This is a genomic window from Silanimonas sp. (assembly GCF_027531545.1).
GTDB lineage: Bacteria > Pseudomonadota > Gammaproteobacteria > Xanthomonadales > Xanthomonadaceae > Silanimonas.
Genome location: NZ_JAPZSC010000001.1, coordinates 306478 through 327212 on the forward strand (window position 1 = coordinate 306478; position 20735 = coordinate 327212).

Annotated in this window: 23 protein-coding genes, 1 tRNA gene and 1 other RNA gene; 11 read left to right on the forward strand and 14 right to left on the reverse strand. The window is 69.4% G+C overall.

What is annotated here, in order from left to right; translation table 11 throughout:
* Positions 1-10: 10 nt before the first annotated feature.
* Positions 11-1339: an aminopeptidase P N-terminal domain-containing protein gene (locus tag O9280_RS01330; RefSeq protein ID WP_298337874.1), complete on the reverse strand. Its 1329-nt coding sequence runs from the start codon at positions 1337-1339 to the stop codon at positions 11-13.
* Positions 1339-1878, reverse strand: coding sequence for a UPF0149 family protein (locus O9280_RS01335; protein ID WP_298337876.1), 540 nt, complete (start codon positions 1876-1878; stop codon positions 1339-1341). Before O9280_RS01335 ends, O9280_RS01330 begins: the two co-directional genes overlap by 1 nt.
* A gap of 115 nt (positions 1879-1993) precedes the next feature.
* Between O9280_RS01335 and O9280_RS01340 the strand changes: the two genes are divergently transcribed.
* The 7 genes from O9280_RS01340 (at position 1994) to rpiA (ending at position 6744) form a co-directional block, all read left to right on the forward strand.
* Positions 1994-4210 (forward strand): EAL domain-containing protein, encoded by a 2217-nt coding sequence (locus O9280_RS01340; protein WP_298337878.1) that lies wholly within the window; start codon positions 1994-1996, stop codon positions 4208-4210.
* A 32-nt stretch (positions 4211-4242) separates the two neighbouring features.
* Complete coding sequence (locus O9280_RS01345; protein WP_298337880.1) at positions 4243-4467, forward strand: TIGR02449 family protein; 225 nt, start codon at positions 4243-4245, stop codon at positions 4465-4467.
* On the forward strand, positions 4464-4763 hold the full coding sequence (gene zapA / locus O9280_RS01350) for a cell division protein ZapA (protein ID WP_298337882.1): 300 nt from the start codon (positions 4464-4466) through the stop codon (positions 4761-4763). Before O9280_RS01345 ends, zapA begins: the two co-directional genes overlap by 4 nt.
* Before the next feature lie 67 nt (positions 4764-4830).
* Positions 4831-5018: non-coding RNA, 6S RNA (gene ssrS, locus O9280_RS01355), on the forward strand.
* A gap of 4 nt (positions 5019-5022) precedes the next feature.
* Complete coding sequence (locus tag O9280_RS01360; RefSeq protein ID WP_298337884.1) at positions 5023-5610, forward strand: 5-formyltetrahydrofolate cyclo-ligase; 588 nt, start codon at positions 5023-5025, stop codon at positions 5608-5610.
* A gap of 1 nt (position 5611) precedes the next feature.
* A complete protein-coding gene (locus O9280_RS01365) occupies positions 5612-6094 on the forward strand; it encodes an EVE domain-containing protein (protein ID WP_298337886.1) in 483 nt (160 codons plus the stop codon).
* Positions 6091-6744: a ribose-5-phosphate isomerase RpiA gene (rpiA, locus tag O9280_RS01370; protein WP_298337888.1), complete on the forward strand. Its 654-nt coding sequence runs from the start codon at positions 6091-6093 to the stop codon at positions 6742-6744. The genes O9280_RS01365 and rpiA overlap by 4 nt, the downstream gene beginning before the upstream one ends.
* Positions 6745-6747: 3 nt before the next feature.
* On the opposite strand, the gene O9280_RS01375 is transcribed toward rpiA, so the two are convergent.
* The 4 genes from O9280_RS01375 to rplM form a co-directional block, all read right to left on the reverse strand.
* Entirely contained in the window at positions 6748-7827 is a 1080-nt protein-coding gene (locus O9280_RS01375; RefSeq protein WP_298337890.1) for a cyclic nucleotide-binding domain-containing protein, read from the reverse strand.
* 103 nt (positions 7828-7930) lie between these two features.
* Positions 7931-8005 (reverse strand) — tRNA-Gln (locus O9280_RS01380).
* A gap of 47 nt (positions 8006-8052) precedes the next feature.
* The gene (gene rpsI, locus O9280_RS01385; protein ID WP_297865680.1) at positions 8053-8445 is read right to left on the reverse strand and encodes a 30S ribosomal protein S9; all 393 of its coding nucleotides are present in this window, start codon (positions 8443-8445) and stop codon (positions 8053-8055) included.
* Between the two features lie 12 nt (positions 8446-8457).
* Positions 8458-8892 (reverse strand): 50S ribosomal protein L13, encoded by a 435-nt coding sequence (gene rplM / locus O9280_RS01390; protein ID WP_298337892.1) that lies wholly within the window; start codon positions 8890-8892, stop codon positions 8458-8460.
* A 191-nt stretch (positions 8893-9083) separates the two neighbouring features.
* On the opposite strand from rplM, the gene coq7 reads away from it, so the two are divergent.
* On the forward strand, positions 9084-9737 hold the full coding sequence (coq7, locus tag O9280_RS01395) for a 2-polyprenyl-3-methyl-6-methoxy-1,4-benzoquinone monooxygenase (RefSeq protein WP_298337894.1): 654 nt from the start codon (positions 9084-9086) through the stop codon (positions 9735-9737).
* Here coq7 and sugE read toward each other — a convergent pair.
* On the reverse strand, positions 9734-10057 hold the full coding sequence (gene sugE, locus O9280_RS01400) for a quaternary ammonium compound efflux SMR transporter SugE (RefSeq protein WP_298337895.1): 324 nt from the start codon (positions 10055-10057) through the stop codon (positions 9734-9736). The two genes, coq7 and sugE, sit on opposite strands and share 4 nt — an antisense overlap.
* Before the next feature lie 7 nt (positions 10058-10064).
* Entirely contained in the window at positions 10065-10889 is an 825-nt protein-coding gene (gene speD / locus O9280_RS01405) for an adenosylmethionine decarboxylase (RefSeq protein WP_298337897.1), read from the reverse strand.
* A gap of 155 nt (positions 10890-11044) precedes the next feature.
* Here speD and crp point away from each other — a divergent pair, with 155 nt between their 5' ends.
* Together crp and O9280_RS01415 are read left to right on the forward strand one after the other, a co-directional pair.
* Entirely contained in the window at positions 11045-11746 is a 702-nt protein-coding gene (gene crp / locus O9280_RS01410; protein ID WP_298337899.1) for a cAMP-activated global transcriptional regulator CRP, read from the forward strand.
* A 43-nt stretch (positions 11747-11789) separates the two neighbouring features.
* Entirely contained in the window at positions 11790-12539 is a 750-nt protein-coding gene (locus tag O9280_RS01415) for a sulfite exporter TauE/SafE family protein (RefSeq protein WP_298337901.1), read from the forward strand.
* Between the two features lie 19 nt (positions 12540-12558).
* On the opposite strand, the gene trpC is transcribed toward O9280_RS01415, so the two are convergent.
* The 4 genes from trpC to O9280_RS01435 are packed head-to-tail and all read right to left on the reverse strand — an operon-like array spanning position 12559 to position 15348.
* Positions 12559-13347, reverse strand: coding sequence for an indole-3-glycerol phosphate synthase TrpC (trpC, locus tag O9280_RS01420; protein WP_298337903.1), 789 nt, complete (start codon positions 13345-13347; stop codon positions 12559-12561).
* Positions 13344-14384, reverse strand: coding sequence for an anthranilate phosphoribosyltransferase (gene trpD, locus O9280_RS01425; protein ID WP_298337905.1), 1041 nt, complete (start codon positions 14382-14384; stop codon positions 13344-13346). Before trpD ends, trpC begins: the two co-directional genes overlap by 4 nt.
* 2 nt (positions 14385-14386) lie before the next feature.
* Positions 14387-14767: a hypothetical protein gene (locus O9280_RS01430; protein ID WP_298337907.1), complete on the reverse strand. Its 381-nt coding sequence runs from the start codon at positions 14765-14767 to the stop codon at positions 14387-14389.
* The gene (locus O9280_RS01435; RefSeq protein WP_298337909.1) at positions 14767-15348 is read right to left on the reverse strand and encodes an aminodeoxychorismate/anthranilate synthase component II; all 582 of its coding nucleotides are present in this window, start codon (positions 15346-15348) and stop codon (positions 14767-14769) included. The genes O9280_RS01430 and O9280_RS01435 overlap by 1 nt, the downstream gene beginning before the upstream one ends.
* A 146-nt stretch (positions 15349-15494) precedes the next feature.
* Here O9280_RS01435 and O9280_RS01440 point away from each other — a divergent pair, with 146 nt between their 5' ends.
* A complete protein-coding gene (locus O9280_RS01440) occupies positions 15495-17063 on the forward strand; it encodes an alpha-amylase family protein (protein WP_298337911.1) in 1569 nt (522 codons plus the stop codon).
* 16 nt (positions 17064-17079) lie between these two features.
* Here O9280_RS01440 and trpE read toward each other — a convergent pair whose 3' ends face one another.
* Together trpE and O9280_RS01450 are read right to left on the reverse strand one after the other, a co-directional pair.
* Complete coding sequence (trpE, locus tag O9280_RS01445) at positions 17080-18552, reverse strand: anthranilate synthase component I (RefSeq protein ID WP_298337913.1); 1473 nt, start codon at positions 18550-18552, stop codon at positions 17080-17082.
* 148 nt (positions 18553-18700) lie between these two features.
* Positions 18701-20713: an ATP-binding protein gene (locus tag O9280_RS01450; RefSeq protein ID WP_298337915.1), complete on the reverse strand. Its 2013-nt coding sequence runs from the start codon at positions 20711-20713 to the stop codon at positions 18701-18703.
* Between the last annotated feature and the right edge of the window lie 22 nt (positions 20714-20735).

Consider the following 20735-nt stretch of genomic DNA (forward strand, 5'->3'; position numbering starts at 1 on the left):
GGCGCGGGCTTCAGCCCGCCATCCAGGCCTCGACCGCGTCGGCATCCTTCGGCACGACGCCGGTCAGCACTTCGCCGTCGTCGTCGGTGATGCGCACCTCGTCCTCGATGCGGATGCCGATGCCGCGCCATTTCGCCGGCACCTTCGCGTCGGGCGCGATGTAGAGGCCGGGCTCCACCGTGAACACCATGCCGGGCTCGAGCAGACGCGATTCGCCCGCCACCTTGTAGTCGCCGACGTCGTGCACGTCCAGACCGATCCAGTGCCCGGTCTTGTGCATGTAGAAGGCCTTGTAGGCCTCGCTTTCCAGCGCTTTCTTCAACGTGCCCTTGAGCAGGCCGAGCGAGAGCAGGCCTTCCGTGAGCACTTCGACCGCCGCGTCGTGCACCGCGGCATAGGGCCGGCCGGGCACCGCCTGCGCGAGGGCGGCGGCCTGCGCCGCGAGCACCAGGTCGTACAACGCCCGCTGCTCCTTCGAGTAGCGGCCGTTCACCGGCCAAGTGCGGGTGATGTCGCTGGCGTAGCCGCGGAACTCCGCGCCGGCGTCGCAGAGCAGCAGGTCGCCGTCGCGCAGCGGGCCGTTGTTGTCGCGGTAGTGCAGCACACAGCCGTTCGGGCCGGCACCGACGATGGGGTTGTAGGCCGGTACGCAATCGTTCGCGCGCCACACCGCCCACAGCGCCGCCTCCACCTCGAATTCGCGGCCGCCCGAGCGGGTTGCGCGCATCGCAGCCTTCTGCGCTTCCGCCGCCACGGTGGCGGCAAAGCGCATCTGCTTCAGTTCGGCCGGCGACTTGAACAGCCGCAGTTCGTGCAGCAAGTGGCCCAGCTCGAGGAATTCGTGCGGCGACTGCGCGCCCTGCCGTGCCTGCGCGCGGACGCGGTTCACCCAGCCGATCAGCTTGAGGTCGAAATCGGTGTCGCGGCCGAAGTGGTAGTAGACGCGCGAGCGCCCTTCGAGCAGCCCCGGCAGGATCTCGTCGATGTCGTCGATCGGGTAGGCGTCGTCGATGCCGTAGGCCGAGACGGCGCCTTCCGGGCCGGCGCGCGGGCCATCCCACAGCTCGCGCTCCGGATGACGCTCGCGACAGAACAGCAGGGTCTCGCCATGGGCGCGGCCCGGCACCAGCACCAGCACGGCCTCCGGCTCCGGAAAACCGGTGAGGTAGGCGAAATCGGAGTCCTGCCGGTAGGGATGGTGCGTGTCGTGGCTGCGGATGCGCTCCGGCGCCGCCGGAAGAATCAGGATGGCGTCGTCCTGCGCCATCTGCAGCAGGGCGCGGCGACGACGCTGGTACTCGCCCTTCGCGACCTCGGCCGGGGCCTTCGGCGGGGGCATCAGTGCAGGCGCTTGCGATCGCCGGAGGCGGCGAGGCAGTCGCCGTGGATCAGCAGGGCCGCCACGCGGACGAACTCCTCGAGTTCCACGAGCGCCTCCTCGTCGGCTTCCGGATCGTCGTAGCTGACGTCGGATTCCGCGATGCGGGCAACGTCGCCCAAGGCTTCACGCGCCTCCTCGCCCAACTTGGGCTCGATGCCGGCCAAGCCCACACCACCGAGGAAGCCGCGGCACCAGGCCACCAGCGCTTCGCCACGTTCGGCCACTGGCGCATCGTCGTCCGGCAGCAGCAACTCGAGGCCGAAGTCGGTCTCGCCGAGCTGTTCGATGGTGGCGGCATCGAGTTGCCCGAGCGCCGAAGCGGCCGGCGGCAACGGCACGGTGTCGTCACCCATCGCCTCGGCGAGCCAGTTGGCCCGGCGGGGGTGCCCGCAGCGGAGGGCGCAGAGCGAACCGTGCAATTCGGACGCATCGACCGAGAGGGCCAGGGCGGCGATCTGCTCGGCGACCGCGGCATAAGGGGGCAGGGAATCGGACATTTCACGCCGTCGAATTCGATGGCGGCAGTCTAGCAGCGGCCCGTCGCCCTTGGTGCCCATGCGCACCCTGCGTACACTGCCGTTCCTGCCGGCGACTCCGAGGCGCCCCCCCGCAATGCCTGCTGCCCCTCTCGCAGCCGAAGCCTGGTTCCTGGTGGTCGTGCTGGGCGTGGCCCTGCTGGGACTGGTGGTCGCGTGGGCCCGGTCGATGCGTCGGCGCGATGCGGAGGACGACCAGCACCTCGGGCAGGTCCGCCGCCTGAAACAGCAGCTCGACCTCGTCCTCTCCACCTCGGGCGACGTGTTCTGGGAACTCGACGTGCGCACCGGCGTGCTCGCCCGGCAGGGCATCCAGCGCCTGGCCGGCGCGTCCGCGCCGGACCACGTGCCGCTGGCGAAGTGGCGCGAGGAAGCGGTCCATCCCGACGACGTGGAACGCCTGCGTCGCCTCGTCGAGCGCCACGTCAACGGCGAGACGGAGACCTTCGAGTCCGAGCACCGCATCCGCCACGAGGACGGCGGCTGGCGCTGGGTGCGCGCCCGCGGCAAGGTCACCGAGCGCGACGCCAGCGGCAAGGTCGTGAAGCTGGGCGGCACCACGCGCGACATCCAGGAGCTGCGCAGGGCCGAACGCGAGACTCGCGTGGCCTACGAGGTATTCCGCAGCATGAGCGAGGCGGTCTCGGTGATCGACCTCGACTTCACCTTCGTGGCCGTGAACTCCGCCTTCTCGCGGATCACGGGCTACAGCGAGGGCGACGTTCTCGGCCTCGCCTCCAACCTGCTCGACTCATCCCAGCACAGCACGGAGTTCTACCAGCGCGTCCGCAGCATCGCCGTCCGCAGCGGCCACTGGAGCGGCGAGATGTGGCAGCGCCGCAAGGACGGCGGCGAGTTCCTGAGCTGGATCGAGCTCTCCGAAGTCACCGACGCCAACCAGCAGCGCACCCACTTCGTCGCCGTCGTCAACGACATCACGCAGAAGAAGCGCGCCGAGCAGGAACTGCGCTACCTCGCCAACTACGACACGCTCACCGGCCTGCCGAACCGGACGCTGCTTTCCGAGCGGCTGTCGCGCGCCATCATCCGCGCACGCCGGCAGGAAAGCCGCGTGGCCGTGCTGTTCATCGACCTCGACCACTTCAAGGACATCAACGATTCGCTGGGCCATGCCGCCGGCGACCGGCTCTTGAAAGCGGCTGCCGCGCGCCTGCAGTCCGCCGTCGGGCCCACCGACACGGTGGCCAGGCTCGGCGGCGACGAGTTCACGATCATCGTCGAGGACCTGGACAGCATCGATTCGGCCGGGCGCCTCGCCCGCGAACTGCTCGCCGCCTTCAGCCTGCCGCTGGAGGTCGACGAAAGGCACAACGTCAGCATCACGCCCTCCATCGGCATCAGCCTGTACCCCGACCACGCGATGGTGCCGACCGACCTGCTGAAGTACGCCGACACGGCGATGTACCAAGCGAAATCCGTGGGACGGAATACCTTCGAGGTGTACGACGAGGCCATGGACGCGGAGGCGCGCCGGCGCGCCACCCTGCTCGCCGCCCTGCGCCGCGCGCTCGCGCAGGACGAGTTCCGCCTCGTCTTCCAGCCGCGCCTCAGCCTGCGCAGCGACCGCATCGTCGGCGTCGAAGCCCTGCTGCGCTGGCGGTCCGCCGAGCTCGGCGACGTCAGCCCCGTCGAGTTCATCCCGCTGGCCGAGGAAAGCGGCCTGATCCTCGGCATCGGCGAATGGGTGATGCGGGAAGCCTGCCGGACGCTGCGCCACTGGCGCGACGACGGCCTCGTCGATGTGTCCTGCAGCATCAACGTCTCGGTGCTGCAGCTGCTGCGCGCGCCGCTCGCGGAGCAGCTGCGCAAGATCCTCGCCGAAACCGGCGTGCCGCCGGGACGCATCGAGCTGGAGGTCACCGAGAGCATGGTCATGCAGAACGCCGAGCAGACGCTGGCGGTCCTGCACCAGCTTCGCGAGGTCGGCGTCCGCCTCGCCATCGACGATTTCGGCACCGGCTATTCCTCGCTGATCTACCTGAAGCGCCTGCCGATCGACACCCTGAAGATCGACAAGGAATTCATCGGCGACCTCACCGACGACCCGGACGACAAGGCCATCACGGCCACGATCATCACGATGGCTCATTCGCTCGGCCTGCATGTCGTTGCCGAAGGCGTGGAGACCGAGGCCCAGCTGGGCTACCTCCGCGGCCAGGGCTGCGACGAGGTCCAGGGCTACTGGCTGGCACGCCCGCTCGAGACGCCGCAGGCGTTCAGCTTCATGCGCGACCGCAACGAGGGCCCGCGGAGCGGCGCCAGCGCCGCTTGACCCTTTTCCCCGCCGCCGAACAAGATGTCGCCATGAGCCGACATCCCGACCCGCGCGACGACCTCGCGACGCTCGCCGCCCGCATCGACGCCCTCGTCGCGGTCGTGCAGCGCCTCTCCGACGAGAACCGGCGGCTGGTGCAGGCGCAGGAGCAGCTCGCCGGCGAGCGGGCCCAGCTGCTCTCGAAGAACGAACAGGCGCGCAGCCGGGTCGAGGCGATGATCCAGCGCCTGAAGTCGATGGAGGCCAACCCGTGAGCGAGGGCGTCAACATCCGCATCCTCGACCGCGAGTTCACCATCGGCTGCCCGCCGGAAGAGCGCGAGTCCCTGCAGTCCGCCGCACAGTTGCTGGATGCGCGGATGCGAGGCATCCGCGGCGACAACAAGATGGCGGCATTCGACCGCATCGCCGTGATCGCCGCGCTGAACCTTGCCGCCGAAGCGAACGCCTTCCGCCGCGAGCTCGACGGCCGCGACGGCGAGCTCTCGCGCGGCATCGCCGATCTCAACCGCAAGCTCGAATCGCTGCTCGCCGTCCACTCAGCGCGCTGAACGACGACGTCGCGACGCGACGCCCGTCACGGCATGGCGACGCCATCGGGCGGCTATACTCTGCGTGCGTCCTCTGCTGTGCTCGACAGCGTGCGCTAACATTTCGCCTTGACCCATAAATACGGCCCGGGAATTCAGCTTCATCGCCGGTGTGCATGTCCGCCCTGTTGCGGAAAGCCTGAACGCGGTGACTGCACTCCCACTTGATCCTCGGGATCAAGGTCGTTTCGCACGCATCGGCACGGCGGAGGACGTCTTCTTGAACCCCAGCGAGCTTCGAGCCTCGATGCGCGAGCGCCGCCGTGCGCTGCCCGTCCGCGAGCGGCTCGACGCGGCCGCCGCCGTCGCCTCGCACCTGTTGCCCGAGCTCGCGGCCTTCGAAGGCCGCATCGCCGGCTACTGGGCCGTCGGCGGCGAGTTGCCCTTGCATGCCGTGCAGGCCAATCTTCCCGCCACGCTGCGCTGGTGCCTGCCGGTGCTCCACGAGGACGGCCGCCTGCGCTTCCGCGAGTGGTCGGCCGGCCAGGCGCTGGAACCCAACCGCCATGGCATCCCCGAGCCCGCCGAGGGCCCGCTTCGCGCCGCCGACGATCTCGCCGTCGTGCTGGTGCCCCTGCTCGCGTTCGACGCGAAGGGCGATCGCCTCGGCCAAGGCGGCGGCTGGTACGACCGCAGCTTCGCGTTCCGGCGCACCGGCGACGGCGCCCCGGCCGCAGCACAGCGCTCGCCGCGACTGGTCGGCATCGCCTATGGCTGGCAGCAGGCCGACGCGCTCGAGGCCGCCGACTGGGATGTCCCGCTCGATGCCGTCGCCACGCCCTCCGCCTTCCACCGCTTCGACCGCTGACATGCCCAAGCCCGCCCGCCAATACTGGCTGATGAAGTCCGAGCCGGACGAATTCTCCATCGACGACCTCGAACGCGTCGGCGCCGAGCCCTGGAGCGGCGTGCGCAGCTACCAGGCGCGCAACTTCATGTGGAAGCAGATGCGCGTCGGCGACGGCGTGTTCTTCTACCACTCGAACGCCGACGTCCCGGGCATCTACGGCCTCGCCACCGTCGCTTCGACGCCCTACCCCGACCCGACGCAGTTCGACGCGAAATCCGACTATTTCGACGCCAAGAGCACGCGCGAAGACCCGCGCTGGTGGCTGGTCGACGTCGGCTTCGAGCGCAAGCTGTCGCGCGCGATTTCCCTCGACGAACTCCGCAGCCACGCCGACGCGCTCGACGACTTCGTGCTGCTGCGTCGCGGCACCCGCCTGTCCGTGCTGCCGGTCACCGCCGCGCAGTGGAAACACATCCTCACGCTGGAGAAGCAACGCCCATGAGCACCGCCGACGAACAGAAACGCGCCTCCGCGCTCAAGGCCCTCGAATACGTCGAGGACGGCATGATCATCGGCGTCGGCACCGGCTCGACGGTGAAGCACTTCATCGACGGCCTTGGCGCGATGAAGGACCGCATCGAAGCCGCCGTCTCCAGCTCGGAGCAGAGCACCGCCCAACTGAAGTCGCTTGGCATCCGCGTCATGGACTTGAACGCCGCCGGCCCGCTGTCGCTCTACGTCGACGGCGCCGACGAGTGCGACCCGTTCAACCGTCTGATCAAGGGCGGCGGGGCCGCGCTGACGCGCGAAAAGATCATCGCCGAGGCCTCGGCGAAGTTCATCTGCATCATCGATGCCGCCAAGGAAGTCGACGTGCTCGGCCGCTTCCCGCTGCCGGTCGAGGTGATCCCGATGGCGCGCTCGCTGGTGGGCCGCAAGATCGTCGCGATGGGCGGCCAGCCGGTGTGGCGCGAAGGCGTCACCACGGACAACGGCAACTGGATCCTTGACGTGCACAACCTGCACATCGTCGATCCCCTCACGCTCGAGCGCGAGCTGAACCAGATCCCGGGCGTGGTCACCTGCGGGCTGTTCGCGCGCCGCGCCGCCGACGTGGTGATCAGCGCCGGCAACGTCCGCAAGAACCGCTGAGCCTCAGCCCTTCGCGGCTTCGGCCATGGCCTGTTGCTGCGCCTGCAGGCGCAGCATCGCCGCCAGCCCGCCGTGGATCGCACTCACGTCGTACTCGAGGCGAGAGAGCACGAAAGCAGCGGCGGCCGAGCGTTCCCCGGTGTTGCAGTAGACGATCACAGGCCGGCCCGGCGGCAGGCGGCCCGGCGCGTCCTCTCGCAGCCGGGCCAACGGGACGTTCAGCGCACCGGTGATCGAGCGTTGGGCGACCTCTTCCGGCAGGCGCACGTCGAGCACGATCGCGCCGTCCTGCGCCCGCTTCGCCGCTTCGGCAGGCAACAGCCACTTGATGACGGGCGGCTTCAGCACCGAGTCGAAATCCGCGCGCGACAGCCGGAGCAGGCGGCCGCCCTGCAGCATCCGCACCGTTGCGTTGCGCGGCTGGTTCGAGAGCAGGCCGTCCTCGCCGAAGGCATCGCCCTCCGCCAGGTACGCAACCACCTTCGGTGCACCGTCCAAGGTCTTGGTCACCGAGGCCGTGCCCTCGCGGATCACGTAGAAGTCGCCGGGCAGGTCCCCTTCGGTGACCACCACTTCGCCGGGCGCAACGGTCTGCTCGACGAAGGCCTGGAAGAGTCTTTCGAGGTTGCCGGTCGGCAAGCGGCTGAATGCCGGCGCCTGCAGCAGCCGGTAGGCCCAGTCGTTCCCGTTCGCGCGCTCGTCGAAGAAGCGGAAGCTGGGCTGACGGCTGATCTGGTCCCAGGCGATCAGCTTCTCGACCTGCCGGCGGTTCAGGCGCAGCAGGCGGGCATCGCGGCTTTCGACCGTGGCCCGGAAACGCCGAGGTACCGCGTCGTTGAGCGGGTAGCGGCCGTGCACCGGCGAGTCGGCCTGGTGCAGCGTGCGGCGCCCGTCCGGGTAATCGCAGCGCACATCACCGCGGATCACGTAGACGGTGTCGTCGTCGATGTCGCCGGCCTGGAACACCAGCTCGCCGCGACCCACGGTGTGCTCCAGCGCCTCGCGCGCGAGGTACTGCCGCGTCTCGGGGCGAAGGCCACCCAGCGGAAAGAGCGGGGCGAGTTCCTGGCTGGCGACGGTCATGGTGGGCGTCCTTGGGGGAGGCCCTCAGGATGCGCCACCGGGCCCGGATCGACAAACGCACCAAAACAAAACGGCCCCGAAGGGCCGTTGTTTGCTGCTGGAGTGGCAGCCCGTGATGGATTCGAACCACCGAATGCCTGAGTCAGAGTCAGGTGCCTTACCGCTTGGCTAACGGGCTGTAGATCCAGAGCACCAGCGCCAGCAGAGCCGGCGCCGGGCCGAAGCTTAGCGCTTCGAGAACTGCGTGGCGCGGCGGGCCTTGTGGAGGCCGACCTTCTTACGCTCGACTTCGCGGGCGTCGCGGGTCATGTAACCGGCCTTGCGCAGTTCCGGCTTCAGCTGGTCGTTGTACTCGACCAGGGCGCGCGAGACGCCGAGGCGGATCGCACCGGCCTGGCCGGTGGTGCCGCCGCCTTCGACCGTCACGAGGATGTCGAACTGCTCGGTGGTCTTCGTCAGCTCGAGCGGCTGGCGCACGATCATGCGCGAGGTCTCGCGGCCGAAGAACTCGTCGAGCGGACGACCGTTGACGGTGATGTTGCCCGTGCCCTTGCGCAGGAACACGCGGGCGGTCGAGGACTTGCGGCGGCCGGTGCCGTAATTCTGCTGGAGTGCCATGTGCGGTCTCTTTTACAGGTCCAGCGGCTTCGGCTGCTGGGCGGTGTGCGGGTGCTCGGCGCCGGTGTAGACCTTGAGCTTGCGGAACATCGCGCGGCCCAGCGGGTTCTTCGGCAGCATGCCCTTGACGCCGATCTCGATCACGCGCTCGGCGTGACGGTCGAGGGCCTGCTCGAGGGACTCGGACTTCAGGTTGCCGATGTAACCGGTGAACCGGTAATACATCTTGTCCTTCAGCTTGTTGCCGGTGACCGCGATCTTGTCGGCATTGATGACCACGAAGTAGTCACCGGTGTCGACGTGCGGGCTCCAGGTCGGCTTGTGTTTGCCGCGCAAACGGAACGCCAGTTCCGAGCACAGGCGGCCCAAGGTCTTGCCGGCCGCATCGACGACGAACCAGTCGCGCTGGACGGTCTCGGCCTTGGCGCTGACGGTCATGCTCTTCATGACAGCTCCAGAAAGCGAATAGTGAAAGGGTAGACGAAAAAGGATAGCTGGCCGCCCGACCCTTTGCAAGGGGCAGGGGCGTGTCCGGCGTTCAGGTTCCCGCCCGGAACCGGAGTTCACAGGGCGTGGCTGGCGCGACGGCGCGAGGGTGCGCGAGCATACGGCATCGCCGCCCACCACTCCAGAGCACTGTGCCCCTCCCCACGCTCATCCGCGACAACCGTCCGCTCGACCACTGGCTCGGCGAGCTGCAGGGCGCCCTGAACACCGTGTTCGCCCGGCCCGAGGCGCAGCGCGCCAACCCGGGCGCAGCCCACGCGGAGGCCGACCTCGACGAGGCCGCCCGCCGCCATGCGGCCGGCCTGATGCGCATCAACCACACGGGCGAAGTCTGTGCGCAGGCGCTGTACTCGGGGCAAGCCGCGGTGGCGCGCGATCCCGCGGTACGCGCCCAGCTGCGCGAGGCCGCGCAGGAGGAAACCGACCACCTCGCTTGGTGCGCCGACCGCCTCGACGAGCTCCACAGCCGCCCCAGCCTGCTGAATCCGCTCTGGTACGCCGGCAGCTACGCCATCGGCGTCGCCGCGGGCCTTCGTGGCGACGGCTGGAACCTCGGCTTCGTGGTCGAAACCGAACGCCAAGTCGAAGCGCATCTGGCCGAACACCTCGAGACGCTGCCCGAGGGCGACGCCCGCTCGCGCGCGGTGCTGGAGGTGATGAAGGCCGACGAAGCGCGGCACGCCGACCACGCGCTCGAAGCCGGCGCGCGCACGCTGCCGCCGCCCATCCCGCAAGCGATGGCCGCCGTGTCGAAGCTGATGAAGGCGACGGCCTACCGGCTCTAGGCCGAGGTGAGTTTCAGGCCGATGATGCCGGCGAGGATCAGGCCGACGCAGAACGCGCGCGGCCAAGTGGCCGGCTCGGAGAACAGCAGCACCCCGGCGATGGCGGTGCCGACGGCGCCGATGCCCACCCACACCGCATAGCCGGTGCCGAGCGGGATCTCGCGCAGGGCGCGGGCTAGGCACCAGAAACTGGCGCCCATCGCGGCGACGGTGATCACGCTGGGGCCCAGGCGGCTGAAGCCCTCGCTGTACTTCAGGCCGACCGCCCAGACGATCTCGAACAGGCCGGCCGCCAGCAACCAGAGCCAAGCGGCGCCCATGCGCGGGTCAGGTCAGGTTGCGGCCGTGGAACAGCTCTTCGATCTCGCGCTTCAGCTGCGCCTCGATGCGCATGCGGTCCTTGAAGCTGAGGTTCTTGGCCTTTTCCTCGAACAGGTACGTGTCGAGGTCGAACTCCTTCAGGTGCATCTTCGTGTGGAAGATGTTCTCCTGGTAGACGTTCACGTCGATCATCTCGTACTTCGACTTGATGGGCTTCGCGAGGAAGTCCTGGATCGAGTTGATGCGATGGTCGATGTAGTGCTTCGTGCCCTTCACGTCGCGGGTGAAGCCACGGACGCGGTAGTCCATGATCACGATGTCGGACTCGAAGCTCTCGATCAGGTAGTTCAAGGCCTTCAGCGGCGAAATGACGCCGCAGGTCGCCACGTCGATGTCGGCGCGGAAGGTCGCGATGCCGTTGTGCGGGTGCGTTTCCGGGTAGGTGTGCACCGTGATGTGCGACTTGTCGAGGTGCGCGACCACCGAGGCTTCGGGCGCCTCGTCGTGCTCGACCACGGCCTCCGAGATGATTTCCTTGCCCGCGGCCTTCTTGTCGATGACCGGATTCTCGCTGATGAGGATCGTCACCGAGGCGCCCTGCGGGTCGTAGTCCTGGCGGGCCACGTTCAGGATGTTCGCGCCGATGATCTCGGCCACGTCGGTCAGGATCTGGGTCAGGCGCTCGGCGTTGTACGCCTCGTCGATGTACTCGATGTAGCGCTGGCGCTGCTCCTCCGTGACCGCGTAGCAGACGTCGTAGATGTTGAAGCTCAGCGCCTTCGTGAGGTTGTTGAAACCTTGCAGGCGGAGGCGCGGCAGCGGCTTGACCACGGCGGGGGTCCTTGAGGAGGGGTGGCGCTAAGGGGCCGCGATTATCGGGCAACGCGCCCCCCGGGGCCACCCTTTCGGGCCAGCAAGGTGAAAATGCGATTGAATCCACAGTCCCGGGGGCCATAAGCTAAGGAAACGCTTCGAAGGGACACCCCATGATCCTGACCGCCTCCGCCACCCTGCTGACCCCGACGGTCCGCTCGCAGGTGGCCAGCTCGCCACTGGACCTCGACAAAGCCACGCTGGCGCGCTTCCTCGACCAGTGCCATCGACGCAAGTACCCGAACCGCACCGACGTGTTCCGTCCGGGCGATGCGGCCACGACGCTGTACTACGTGGTCACCGGCTCGGTCAGCGTGATCAGCGAGGAATCCGAGGATCGCGAACTGGTGTTGAGCTACGCCAACCCCGGTGACTTCGTCGGCGAGATGGGTCTCTTCGTGAAGGCGGACAAGCGCGTGGTGACGCTGCGCACCCGATCGCCGGTCGAACTCGCCGAGATCAGCTACGAGCGCCTGCACCAGTTGCTCACCGGCCCGCTCTCGGCCGATGCGCCGAAGCTGCTCTACGTGATCGGCGCCCAGCTCTCGAAGCGCCTGCTCGAAACCAGCCGCAAGGCTAGCCGCCTCGCCTTCCTCGACGTCGGCAGCCGCATCGTCCGCGCGCTGCACGACCTCTGCCAGGAACCGGATGCCATGAGCCACCCGCAGGGCACGCAGATCCGCGTGTCACGCCAGGAGCTGGCGCGGATCGTGGGCTGCTCGCGCGAAATGGCCGGCCGCGTGCTGAAGCAGCTGCAGGAGCAGGGCCTGCTGCACGCCCGCGGCAAGACCATCGTGGTGTACGGCACCCGCTGAGGCGCCTCGAGGCCCGCTGCGCAACGCCACCGAGCGCGCGGGCATGCCGTTCGGCGAGACCTTCCTGTGGTTCGTGGCGCTCGGCGCCATCGCCCAACTCGTCGACGGCGCGCTGGGCATGGCCTACGGACTCGTCTGTTCGACCGTGCTGTTGAGCCTGGGTTTCCCGCCCGCCACGGTCAGTGCCGCCGTGCACACGGCGGAAGTCGTGACCACGGGCATCTCCGGCGGCGCCCACGCGGTGTTCGGAAACGTCGACCGTGGCCTCTTCCTGCGTCTGGCGCTACCCGGCGCGCTGGGCGGCGTGGCGGGAGCACTTTTCCTGGTCCACGTGGCCAGCGTCTGGATCAAGCCGCTGATCGTGCTTTACCTGCTGGCGCTATCGGTGCTCATCCTGCTGCGCGCTGCGCAACGATGGCACTACCGCGCCACGCCGCGGCACGTGCCGCCGCTCGGGCTGGTGGCCGGAACGCTCGATGCCATCGGCGGCGGCGGCTGGGGCTCGGTGACGACCTCCAGCCTGCTCGCCGGTGGCCACCCCCCGCGCAAGACCATCGGCACCGTCGCGGCGGCGGAATTCGTCGTCACGCTCGCCATCGCCGCGACGTTCGCCAGCACGATCGGCCTGCAGCATGCGGAGATCGTGTTGGGCCTGCTGATCGGCGGCGCGCTGGCGGCGCCGTTCGCCGCCTTCGCGGTCAGCCGACTGCCCGAGCGCGCGCTGCTCTGGATGGTCGGCGGGTTGGTGATGATCCTCGCGCTCGTGCAGGCCGCGAAGCTTCTGGCGGGCTGAGCGGCCCGGCCGACGGGAATCAGTCGAACAGCGCGCGCAGGGCCGTGCCGGGATCCTCGGCGCGCATGAACGCCTCGCCGACGAGGAAGGCATGCACGCCGGCAGCGCGCATGGTTTCCACGTCCGTGCGGGCGAGGATGCCGCTCTCGGTGACGAGGCGACGGTCCGTCGGCACCGAAGCCTTCATGCCGAGCGTGCCGTCGAGCGAGACCTCGAACGTGCGCAGGTTGCGGTTGTTGATGCCGATCAGCGGCGAGGCCGTCTGCAGCGCACGCTCGAGCTCATCGGCGTCGTGCACTTCCACCAGCACGTCGAGGCCCAGCCCCATCGCCAGGTTGCTGAAGCCGCCGAGCTGCGCATCATCCAGTGCCGCGACGATTAGCAGCACGGCGTCGGCGCCGAGCGCGCGGGCCTCGTGGATCTGGTACTCGTCGACGGTGAAGTCCTTCCGCAGCACCGGCAGTGCGCAGGCCGCGCGGGCCTGCACGAGGTAGTCGTCGTGGCCCTGGAAGAAATCGACGTCGGTCAGCACCGACAGGCAGGCCGCGCCGCCGCGTTCGTAGCTGGCGGCGATGTCGGCAGGACGGAAGTCGGCGCGCAGCACGCCCTTCGACGGGCTGGCCTTCTTCACCTCGGCGATCACCGCGGCGTGGCCGGCGGTGATCTTCGATTCGAGCGCGGCGGCGAAACCGCGGACCGGCGCGGCGTCGCGGGCGCGGGCAACGACCTCGGCCAGCGGGGCGTGGGCCCGACGGGCGGCAACCTCCTCGGCCTTACGGGCGAGGATCTTCTGCAGGATGTCGCTCATGCGCCGGCTCCGGCCTTGGCGTTCGTCAGGGCGACGAACCGGTCGAGCTTCGCGCGCGGCGTGCCCTTGGCCATCTCGGCGCGGGCACGGGCGAGGCCGTCCTGGATGCTCACCGCCACGCCGGCGGCATAGAGCGCGGCGCCGGCGTTCAAGGCCACGACGTCGGCGGCGGGGCCGCCACGACCATCGATGGCTTCGAGCAGCATCGCCTTCGAGGCTTGCGGGTCGTCGACGCGCAGCGCCGACAGCGGGGCGCGGGCCAGACCGAAATCCTCCGGGGCGATCTCGTACTCGCTGATCTCGCCGTTGCGCAGCTCACCGACCAGCGTGCGCTCGCCGAGCGAGATCTCGTCGACGCCGTCGCGGCCCCAGACCACCAGAGCGCGCCTGCTGCCGAGCTTCTTCAGCACGCGGGCCTGGATGCCCACGAGGTCGGGATGGAAGACGCCCATCAGGATGTTCGGCGCGCCGGCCGGATTCGTCAGCGGCCCGAGGATGTTGAACAGCGTGCGCACGGCCATTTCGCGACGCACCGGCGCGACGTTCTTCATCGCCGGATGGTGGATGGGCGCGAACATGAATCCCATGCCGCTCTCGGCGAGGCAGGCCGCCACCTGTGCCGGCTGCAGCTCGATGGCGCAGCCGAGCGCTTCGAGCACGTCGGCGCTGCCCGACTTCGAACTGACGCTGCGGTTGCCGTGCTTGGCCACCGTGGCGCCGGCCGCCGCCGCGACGAACATGCTGGCCGTCGAGATATTGAAGGTGTGCGCGCCGTCGCCACCGGTGCCGACGATGTCGACGAAGTGCGCCGGGTCGGCAACCTCCACCTTCGCGGAGAACTCGCGCATCACTTCCGCGGCACCGGCGATCTCGCCGACGGTTTCCTTGCGCACGCGCAGCGCGATGAAGATGGCCGCGGTCATCACCGGCGAGACGTCGCCGCGCATGACCTGGCGCATCAGGTCGATCATCTCGTCGTGGAAGATCTCGCGGTGCTCGATGATGCGCTGGAGCGCCTGCTGGGGGGACAAAGGCATGGTCAGGTGTCGTCGCTGGTTTCGATGTCGATGGTGATGTGCGTCGGCGCGGCGTCGGCGAGGGTGTCGAGGTCGGCCAGCGTCTTGCCGTCCAGCGCCGTCGCGAACTCCGCGTCGGTGAGCGGGCGACCGCGCTGTTCGGCCAGCTTCGCGCGCACCTGCGCGAGCTTCATGTGCAGGCCAAGCTTCGCCGCATCGCCCATCCCCGCCTCGAGGGCGGCGAGGCTGTCGGCGAAGGCTTCGGCAGTGCTGCCATCGAGCCGGCCGGCGCCCTCGGCGCGCGTCGACGCCGCAGGTGCGGCATCCGTCGATGGGGCGGCCAGGACCGGAAGCGCCACGAGGCACATCGCGGCGAATGCGGAGGCGAGAAGAACCGCGCGCATCAGCGACGCTCGATGAAGTTCTTCAGCAGCGCGTGGCCGTGCTGCGTGAGGATGGACTCGGGGTGGAACTGCACGCCCTCGACGGGGAACTCGCGATGGCGCAGGCCCATGATCTCGTCGATGCCGCCGCCCTCGCCTTCCGTCCACGCGGTCACTTCGAGCGCGGCGGGCAGGGTCTCTTGCTTCACGACCAGCGAGTGGTAGCGCGTGGCCTCGAACGGGTCGGGAATACCGGCGAACACGCCCAAGCCGGCGTGTCGGATCGGCGAGGTCTTGCCGTGCATGATCACCTTCGCCCGCACCACGTCGCCGCCGAAGGCCTGCCCCAGCGACTGGTGGCCGAGGCACACGCCGAACACCGGGATGCGCGGACCCAGCGTCTTCATCACCTCGACGGATACGCCCGCTTCATTGGGCGTGCACGGGCCCGGCGAGATGACGATTCGATCGGGCTTGAGCGCGTCGATCTGGGCCACGGTGAGTTCGTCGTTGCGGACCACGCGCACTTCTTCACCCAACTCCTGCAGGTACTGCACGAGGTTGAAGGTGAAGCTGTCGTAGTTGTCGATCATCAGCAGCACGAAAGGCTCCGGCGCGGGGTCGGCGGTGGCGGAAACGGCGGGGCCGCAGAGTATGCCGGAGCCTAGGTGTGAATACGTATGCAGGGCGTTGTGGCCAAGGCATCCGCGCAGAACCATTCGGCATCGCCTTCGCGCTGGACGCCGCCATGCCCACCCTGCCCTGCCCCATGGCTCGCCTGCGCCGCTTCGCCAGCGCGCTCGCCTTGGCTTGCCTCGCCCTGCTGCCCGGTGAAGCCGCCGCCGAAGCCATCCTCCATGCCTTCAACTGGCGCTATGCCGACATCGAGGCGCGCGCCTCGGAAATCCGCCAACTCGGCTATGCCGGCGTGCTGGTGGCACCGCCGCTGAAGAGCGAGGGCGGCCAGTGGTGGGCGCGCTACCAGCCGCAGGACTACCGCGTCATCGACCACCCGCTCGGCGACACCGAGGCCTTCGTGCGCATGAGCGCCGCCCTCGAACTGCGCGGCGTGAAGCTCTACGCCGACCTCGTGCTGAACCACATGGCGAACGAGGCCGGCCAACGCGCCGACCTGAATTTCCCCGGCGCCCGCGTGCGCTCGGTGTACGCATCGGACCCGGCGCGCTGGGAGCGCCAGCGCTTGTTCGGCGACCTCGCCACCGACCTGTTCGACGGCGGCGACTTCCATCCGGCGTTCTGCATCACCGACTACAACAACGTGACGCAGGTGCAGAGCGGGCGTCTGTGCTCGGGCGGCGGCGACACCGGGCTGCCCGACCTGCAGGGCAGCGCCAAGGTCATCAACGCGCAGCGCCAGTACATCGCGGCGCTGATCGCGCTCGGCACGGACGGATTCCGCCTCGATGCCGCGAAGCACATGACGCTCGCCCACGTGAACGCGGTCTTCGATCCCGCCCTGCTGGGCGGCCGGCCGGTGTTCGGCGAGATCATCACCGGCGGTGGCCGCGGCAACACCGAGTACGAGATCTTCCTGAAGCCCTGGATGGCGCAGACGCCGCTCCAGGCTTACGACTTCCCGCTGTTCCACCGCATGCGCCAGGCCTTCGGCTTCGGCGGCGACCTGTCCATCCTCGTCACCGCGCAGGCCGACGAGCAGGCCATCGATCCGCAGCGCGCCTGGACCTTCGCGGTGAACCACGACATCCCGCTGAACGGCATCTTCCGCGGCCTGATCATGGACGCCACCGATGAAACGCTGGCCTGGGCGTGGCTGCTGTCGCGCGGCGAAGGCACGCCGCTCATTTACTCCGACAACAACGAGAGCGGCGACAACCGCTGGAACGGGCTGTACCGCCGCAGCGACATCGCGGCCATGCTCGGCTTCCACAACGCCCTGGCCGGCGAGCCGATGCGCATGGTCTCGCAGAGCAACTGCCACCTGCTGTATCGCCGCGGCGACCGCGCCCTGGTGGGCATCAACAAGTGCGGCGAAACGCGCACGCTGGCCGTGGATGTCGAGGCCCATCCGCTGCGTGCACCGGGGCGTTTCCGCGACGCGCTGTCGGACCACGTGCTCGCGTTGAGCGGCGGGACGCTGACGGTCGAACTGCCGCCGCGCTCGGCGCGGCTGTGGCGCTTCGATCCCGACGCGAGCGGCTGCGGGCCGCGGCGCCTCCGTGACAAGATTCCGCAGCGCTGCACGCAGGGCGACATCGACGGCCGCGAACCGCGCGAAAGTCGTGCGCCGCGGGACGGGCGCACGCCGCACGATCGCCCGAGGACAAGGCTCGACTGAGGCTCCGCGCGCGGCCTTACAGCCCCTTCGCCGCCTGCGCCACGGCGCGGAACAGCGCGCGGCTCTTGTTCATCGTCTCCTCCCACTCCTTCTCGGGGTCGGAGTCGAAGACGATGCCGGCACCCGCCTGCACGTGAAGCTGGCCGTTGGTGATCACCGCGGTGCGGATGGCAATGGCGGTGTCGGCGTCGCCCCACCAGTTCACGTAGCCCACGGCACCGGCGTAGATGTTGCGCTGGTGCGGTTCGAGCTCGCGGATGATCTCGAGCGCGCGGATCTTCGGCGCGCCACTCACCGTGCCGGCTGGGAACGTCGCCTTCAGCACGTCGGCATACGACAGGCCGTCCTTCAAGCGACCCTGCACTTCCGATACGATGTGCATGACGTGGCTGTAGCGCTCGATGACGAACTGCTCGGGCACGCGAACGCTGCCCGCCTCGCTGACGCGGCCGGCATCGTTGCGGCCGAGGTCGATCAGCATCAGGTGCTCGGCGCGCTCCTTCGGGTCGGCGAGCAGTTCGGCCTCCAGCGCCTTGTCCGCGTCCACCGTCGCGCCACGCGGCCGCGTGCCGGCGATCGGGCGCACCGTGACCGTGCCCTGCTGCTGGCGCACGAGGATCTCCGGCGACGAGCCGACCACCTGCAGCGCGCCGGTGTCGAGGAAATACATGTAGGGCGAGGGGTTCAGCGCCCGCAGCGCGCGGTAGACGTCGACCGGCCGCGCCTTGAAGGGGATCGACAGACGCTGGCTCAGCACCACCTGGAAGGCATCACCGGCGGCAATGTAGTCCTTGGCCTTCAGCACCGCGGCCTTGAAGCCTTCCTTGCTGAAGCCGCTGACGAAATCCGATTCATCGACGACGCCCGCGTCGAGCACGTCGGGATAGCTGGCGCCGGCGTGCCGCAGCCGGTGCACCAGCGAATCGAGCCGCGCCTGCGCGCGGGCCAGCGCCTGCGGCTCGGCCGGATCGGCATGCACGACGAGGTAGAGCTTGCCCTTGAGGTTGTCGAACACCGCGAGCTCTTCGCTGAGCATCAGGAAGATCTCGGGGGTGCCGAGGTGGTCGGGCGCGACGGGCTTGGCGAGCTTCGGCTCGATGTAGCCGATGCACTCGAAGCCGAACCAGCCGACGAGGCCGCCGGTGAAGCCCGGCAGGCCGTCGATGCGCGGCACCGAGTACGACGCGCGCAGGCGCTCGACTTCACCCAGCGGATCGGCCAGCTCGCGGGTCTCGACGACTTCGCCGAACTCGCGCGTGCTGAGCGTGTGCCCATGCACCGTCCAGGTGCGGCGCGCCGGCAGCCCGATGATGCTGTAGCGGCCCCAGTTCTCGCCGCCCTCGACCGATTCGAACAGGTAGGCGTTCGGGCCGTCGACGAGTTTCAGGTACACCGACAGCGGCGTGTCGAGGTCGGAGAGCACCTCGCGCACGACCGGGATGCGGTTGTGGCCTTGGGCGGCGAGGCGGGCGAATTCAGCGGGATTCATTGATGCGTCGCGAGCGGCAAGGGCCGCGGATCGGAGGGCCCCGCAGTATGCCAGCGCGGCCCCGACGAACTGTCATGGTGTGGCGCCAGACTTCGCCGCGCATAGCCAGGGACGAAACGGGGGCCACGGACGGCCCCAACCACCCCGATCAGGACCGAGCGCCCTCGCCCCCCGGCGCGCGCCGCCACGGCAGGCGCAGGCGGAACACCACGCCGCTGCCGTCCTCGAGGTTGTCCGCCTCGGCCCCGCCGCCATGGGCCGCGGCCACCAGCTTCACCACGTGCAGGCCGAAACCGAGGTGGACGGCGCCGTCGGCGCCGCGCGAGCGGTCGCGCAGCGAGACCAGCGAATCGAACAGGCGGTGGCGCATCGCTTCCGGCAACTTCGGCCCCGTGTTCCGGACTTCGACCAGCAGCTCGCGCGCCTGGCGCTTCAGGGCGATGCCGATCTCGCCGTCGTCGGGGGTGAAGCCGCGGGCGTTGTCGATCAGTTTGTCGAGCGCCTGCACCAGAAGCTCGGGCGAACCGTGGAACAGACACGGTGCTTCGAGGCCGTCCAAACGCAGGCGTCGCGGTGCCAGCATGTCGCGGTAGCCCTCACCGACGTCCGCGAGGAGACGCGCGAGGTCGAAGGCCTCGTGCTCCGCCGCGGAGATGGCGTGTTCGATGCGCGTGGCCTCGCTCATCGTGCGTACCAGCTGCCCCATGCGCTCGACGCCGTCGCGGGCGCGGGCGACATAGGGCCGCGCGTCGGCCGGCAATGCGGCGAGATCGAGGTTGTCGAGGGAGCTGCGGACGATGGCCAACGGCGTCTGCAGCTCATGCGAAAGCTTCGACGACAGCGAGCGAAGGTAGCTGGTGTAGGCCGCGATCTCGTCGAGCAGCTGCGAGAAGCTTCGCGACAGGTCGCCGATCTCGTCGCGCGCCGTGGACACCTCGAACCGGCGCACCTCGCCGCTACGGTCGAGCGCCTGCTCGGCGGCATCGCGGAGGCGGCGGATGCGCTGCGAGAGCCGCGTGGCGAACAGGAAGGCGACGCCGCCGGAAGCGAGGAAGGCGAGCAGGGTCAGGCCCAGCAGATGCGCCGCGGCCCGATCGGCCAGCAGCAGGGCTTCGGCATTGCTGCGGTCGAGCCGCAGCACCGCGCGGACCTCGCCGTCGACGCGCACGGGCACCGCGCTGCTGAGGATCAGCCGCGTGCCCTGCGGATCGCGGCGCCAGCGCGATTCCACCCGGCCCTGCACCGCGGCGAGCCGCTCCGGCCGGTCGTCGCGCAGCGGCGAGGCTTCGGCGGCGAAGGCCTCGAGCTCCGCGGCGTCGAGCATCGCCCGGTAAAGCAATCGCCGCCACGACAGCACGTCGTCACCCGCGGCGTCCGCGCGCAAGGCGCCGTCCGCGGCCAGCGCCCAGCCGCGGCCATCGAGCACCACGGCACGCACGTCGTCGGGCAGCAGTGCACCGAGCTCGCGCTGCAGGCGCGGCGACGGACGGTACAAGGCGAAGCGCGGCGAGGCGGATTCGGTGTCGCCACCGCCCCCGTCGGCATCGCGGCGGATGATCCGCAACGCGTCTAGCGACAGCCCCTGCGGCAAGGCGAGTTCGACGGCGTAGCCGCCCGCGGTTTCGCGCCAGCCGCCTTCCGCGAGCACCGGTGCGGCACTGCCGTCCGCTGACGCAGCACGCGTGCTGCCATCGGCCCGCGCGGCCAGCTTCAGGCGCATCGGGCCAAGGCTGGTGTCGAGTTCGAGCAGGACTGCATCGATCGCGAGATCGCCGGGCCAATGCGCTTCGCCGCGCTGCGGCGTCACGTCGTCGACGGCGATGAAGACCAGCCGGCGTTCGTTGTAATGCCCCACCGCGAAGCGCACGCCCGGCAGCGCGGCCTCCGTTTCCAGCGGCGACGCGATGTCACCCCAATCGCTGACATCGCCATCGAGACGCGGGGAGGCCGCCAACGCGTGCACCGGCAGGGAGGGTGCCGCGGGCGGCAGAAGGGCCGGCCGCAACGCCAGGCTGCGCGCCACCGCTTCGCCCGAGGCCTCCAGCGCCTGCTGCTGGCCCTGCCGAAGCAGGTTCTCCATCTGCACCAGCGCTTGCCATGCCGCCCACGGCAGCACCAGCACGATCAGCGCGAGCAGCAGGAGCTGGCGGCGCAGGCTCAATCGCACGCGCGGGGCGTCATCT

Excerpts from the sequence above, each read along its gene's own strand:
- crp (WP_298337899.1), top strand. The coding sequence starts at position 11,045 with ATGATCCTGACCGCCTCCGCCACCCTGCTGACCCCGACGGTCCGCTCG.
- O9280_RS01330 (WP_298337874.1), bottom strand. The coding sequence starts at position 1,339 with ATGCCCCCGCCGAAGGCCCCGGCCGAGGTCGCGAAGGGCGAGTACCAG.
- O9280_RS01430 (WP_298337907.1), bottom strand. The coding sequence starts at position 14,767 with ATGCGCGCGGTTCTTCTCGCCTCCGCATTCGCCGCGATGTGCCTCGTG.
- O9280_RS01340 (WP_298337878.1), top strand. The coding sequence starts at position 1,994 with ATGCCTGCTGCCCCTCTCGCAGCCGAAGCCTGGTTCCTGGTGGTCGTG.
- trpC (WP_298337903.1), bottom strand. The coding sequence starts at position 13,347 with ATGAGCGACATCCTGCAGAAGATCCTCGCCCGTAAGGCCGAGGAGGTT.
- O9280_RS01375 (WP_298337890.1), bottom strand. The coding sequence starts at position 7,827 with ATGACCGTCGCCAGCCAGGAACTCGCCCCGCTCTTTCCGCTGGGTGGC.
- O9280_RS01335 (WP_298337876.1), bottom strand. The coding sequence starts at position 1,878 with ATGTCCGATTCCCTGCCCCCTTATGCCGCGGTCGCCGAGCAGATCGCC.
- sugE (WP_298337895.1), bottom strand. The coding sequence starts at position 10,057 with ATGGGCGCCGCTTGGCTCTGGTTGCTGGCGGCCGGCCTGTTCGAGATC.
- rpiA (WP_298337888.1), top strand. The coding sequence starts at position 6,091 with ATGAGCACCGCCGACGAACAGAAACGCGCCTCCGCGCTCAAGGCCCTC.
- trpD (WP_298337905.1), bottom strand. The coding sequence starts at position 14,384 with ATGCCTTTGTCCCCCCAGCAGGCGCTCCAGCGCATCATCGAGCACCGC.
- O9280_RS01345 (WP_298337880.1), top strand. The coding sequence starts at position 4,243 with ATGAGCCGACATCCCGACCCGCGCGACGACCTCGCGACGCTCGCCGCC.
- O9280_RS01365 (WP_298337886.1), top strand. The coding sequence starts at position 5,612 with ATGCCCAAGCCCGCCCGCCAATACTGGCTGATGAAGTCCGAGCCGGAC.
- O9280_RS01415 (WP_298337901.1), top strand. The coding sequence starts at position 11,790 with ATGCCGTTCGGCGAGACCTTCCTGTGGTTCGTGGCGCTCGGCGCCATC.
- trpE (WP_298337913.1), bottom strand. The coding sequence starts at position 18,552 with ATGAATCCCGCTGAATTCGCCCGCCTCGCCGCCCAAGGCCACAACCGC.
- rpsI (WP_297865680.1), bottom strand. The coding sequence starts at position 8,445 with ATGGCACTCCAGCAGAATTACGGCACCGGCCGCCGCAAGTCCTCGACC.
- O9280_RS01440 (WP_298337911.1), top strand. The coding sequence starts at position 15,495 with ATGCCCACCCTGCCCTGCCCCATGGCTCGCCTGCGCCGCTTCGCCAGC.
- rplM (WP_298337892.1), bottom strand. The coding sequence starts at position 8,892 with ATGAAGAGCATGACCGTCAGCGCCAAGGCCGAGACCGTCCAGCGCGAC.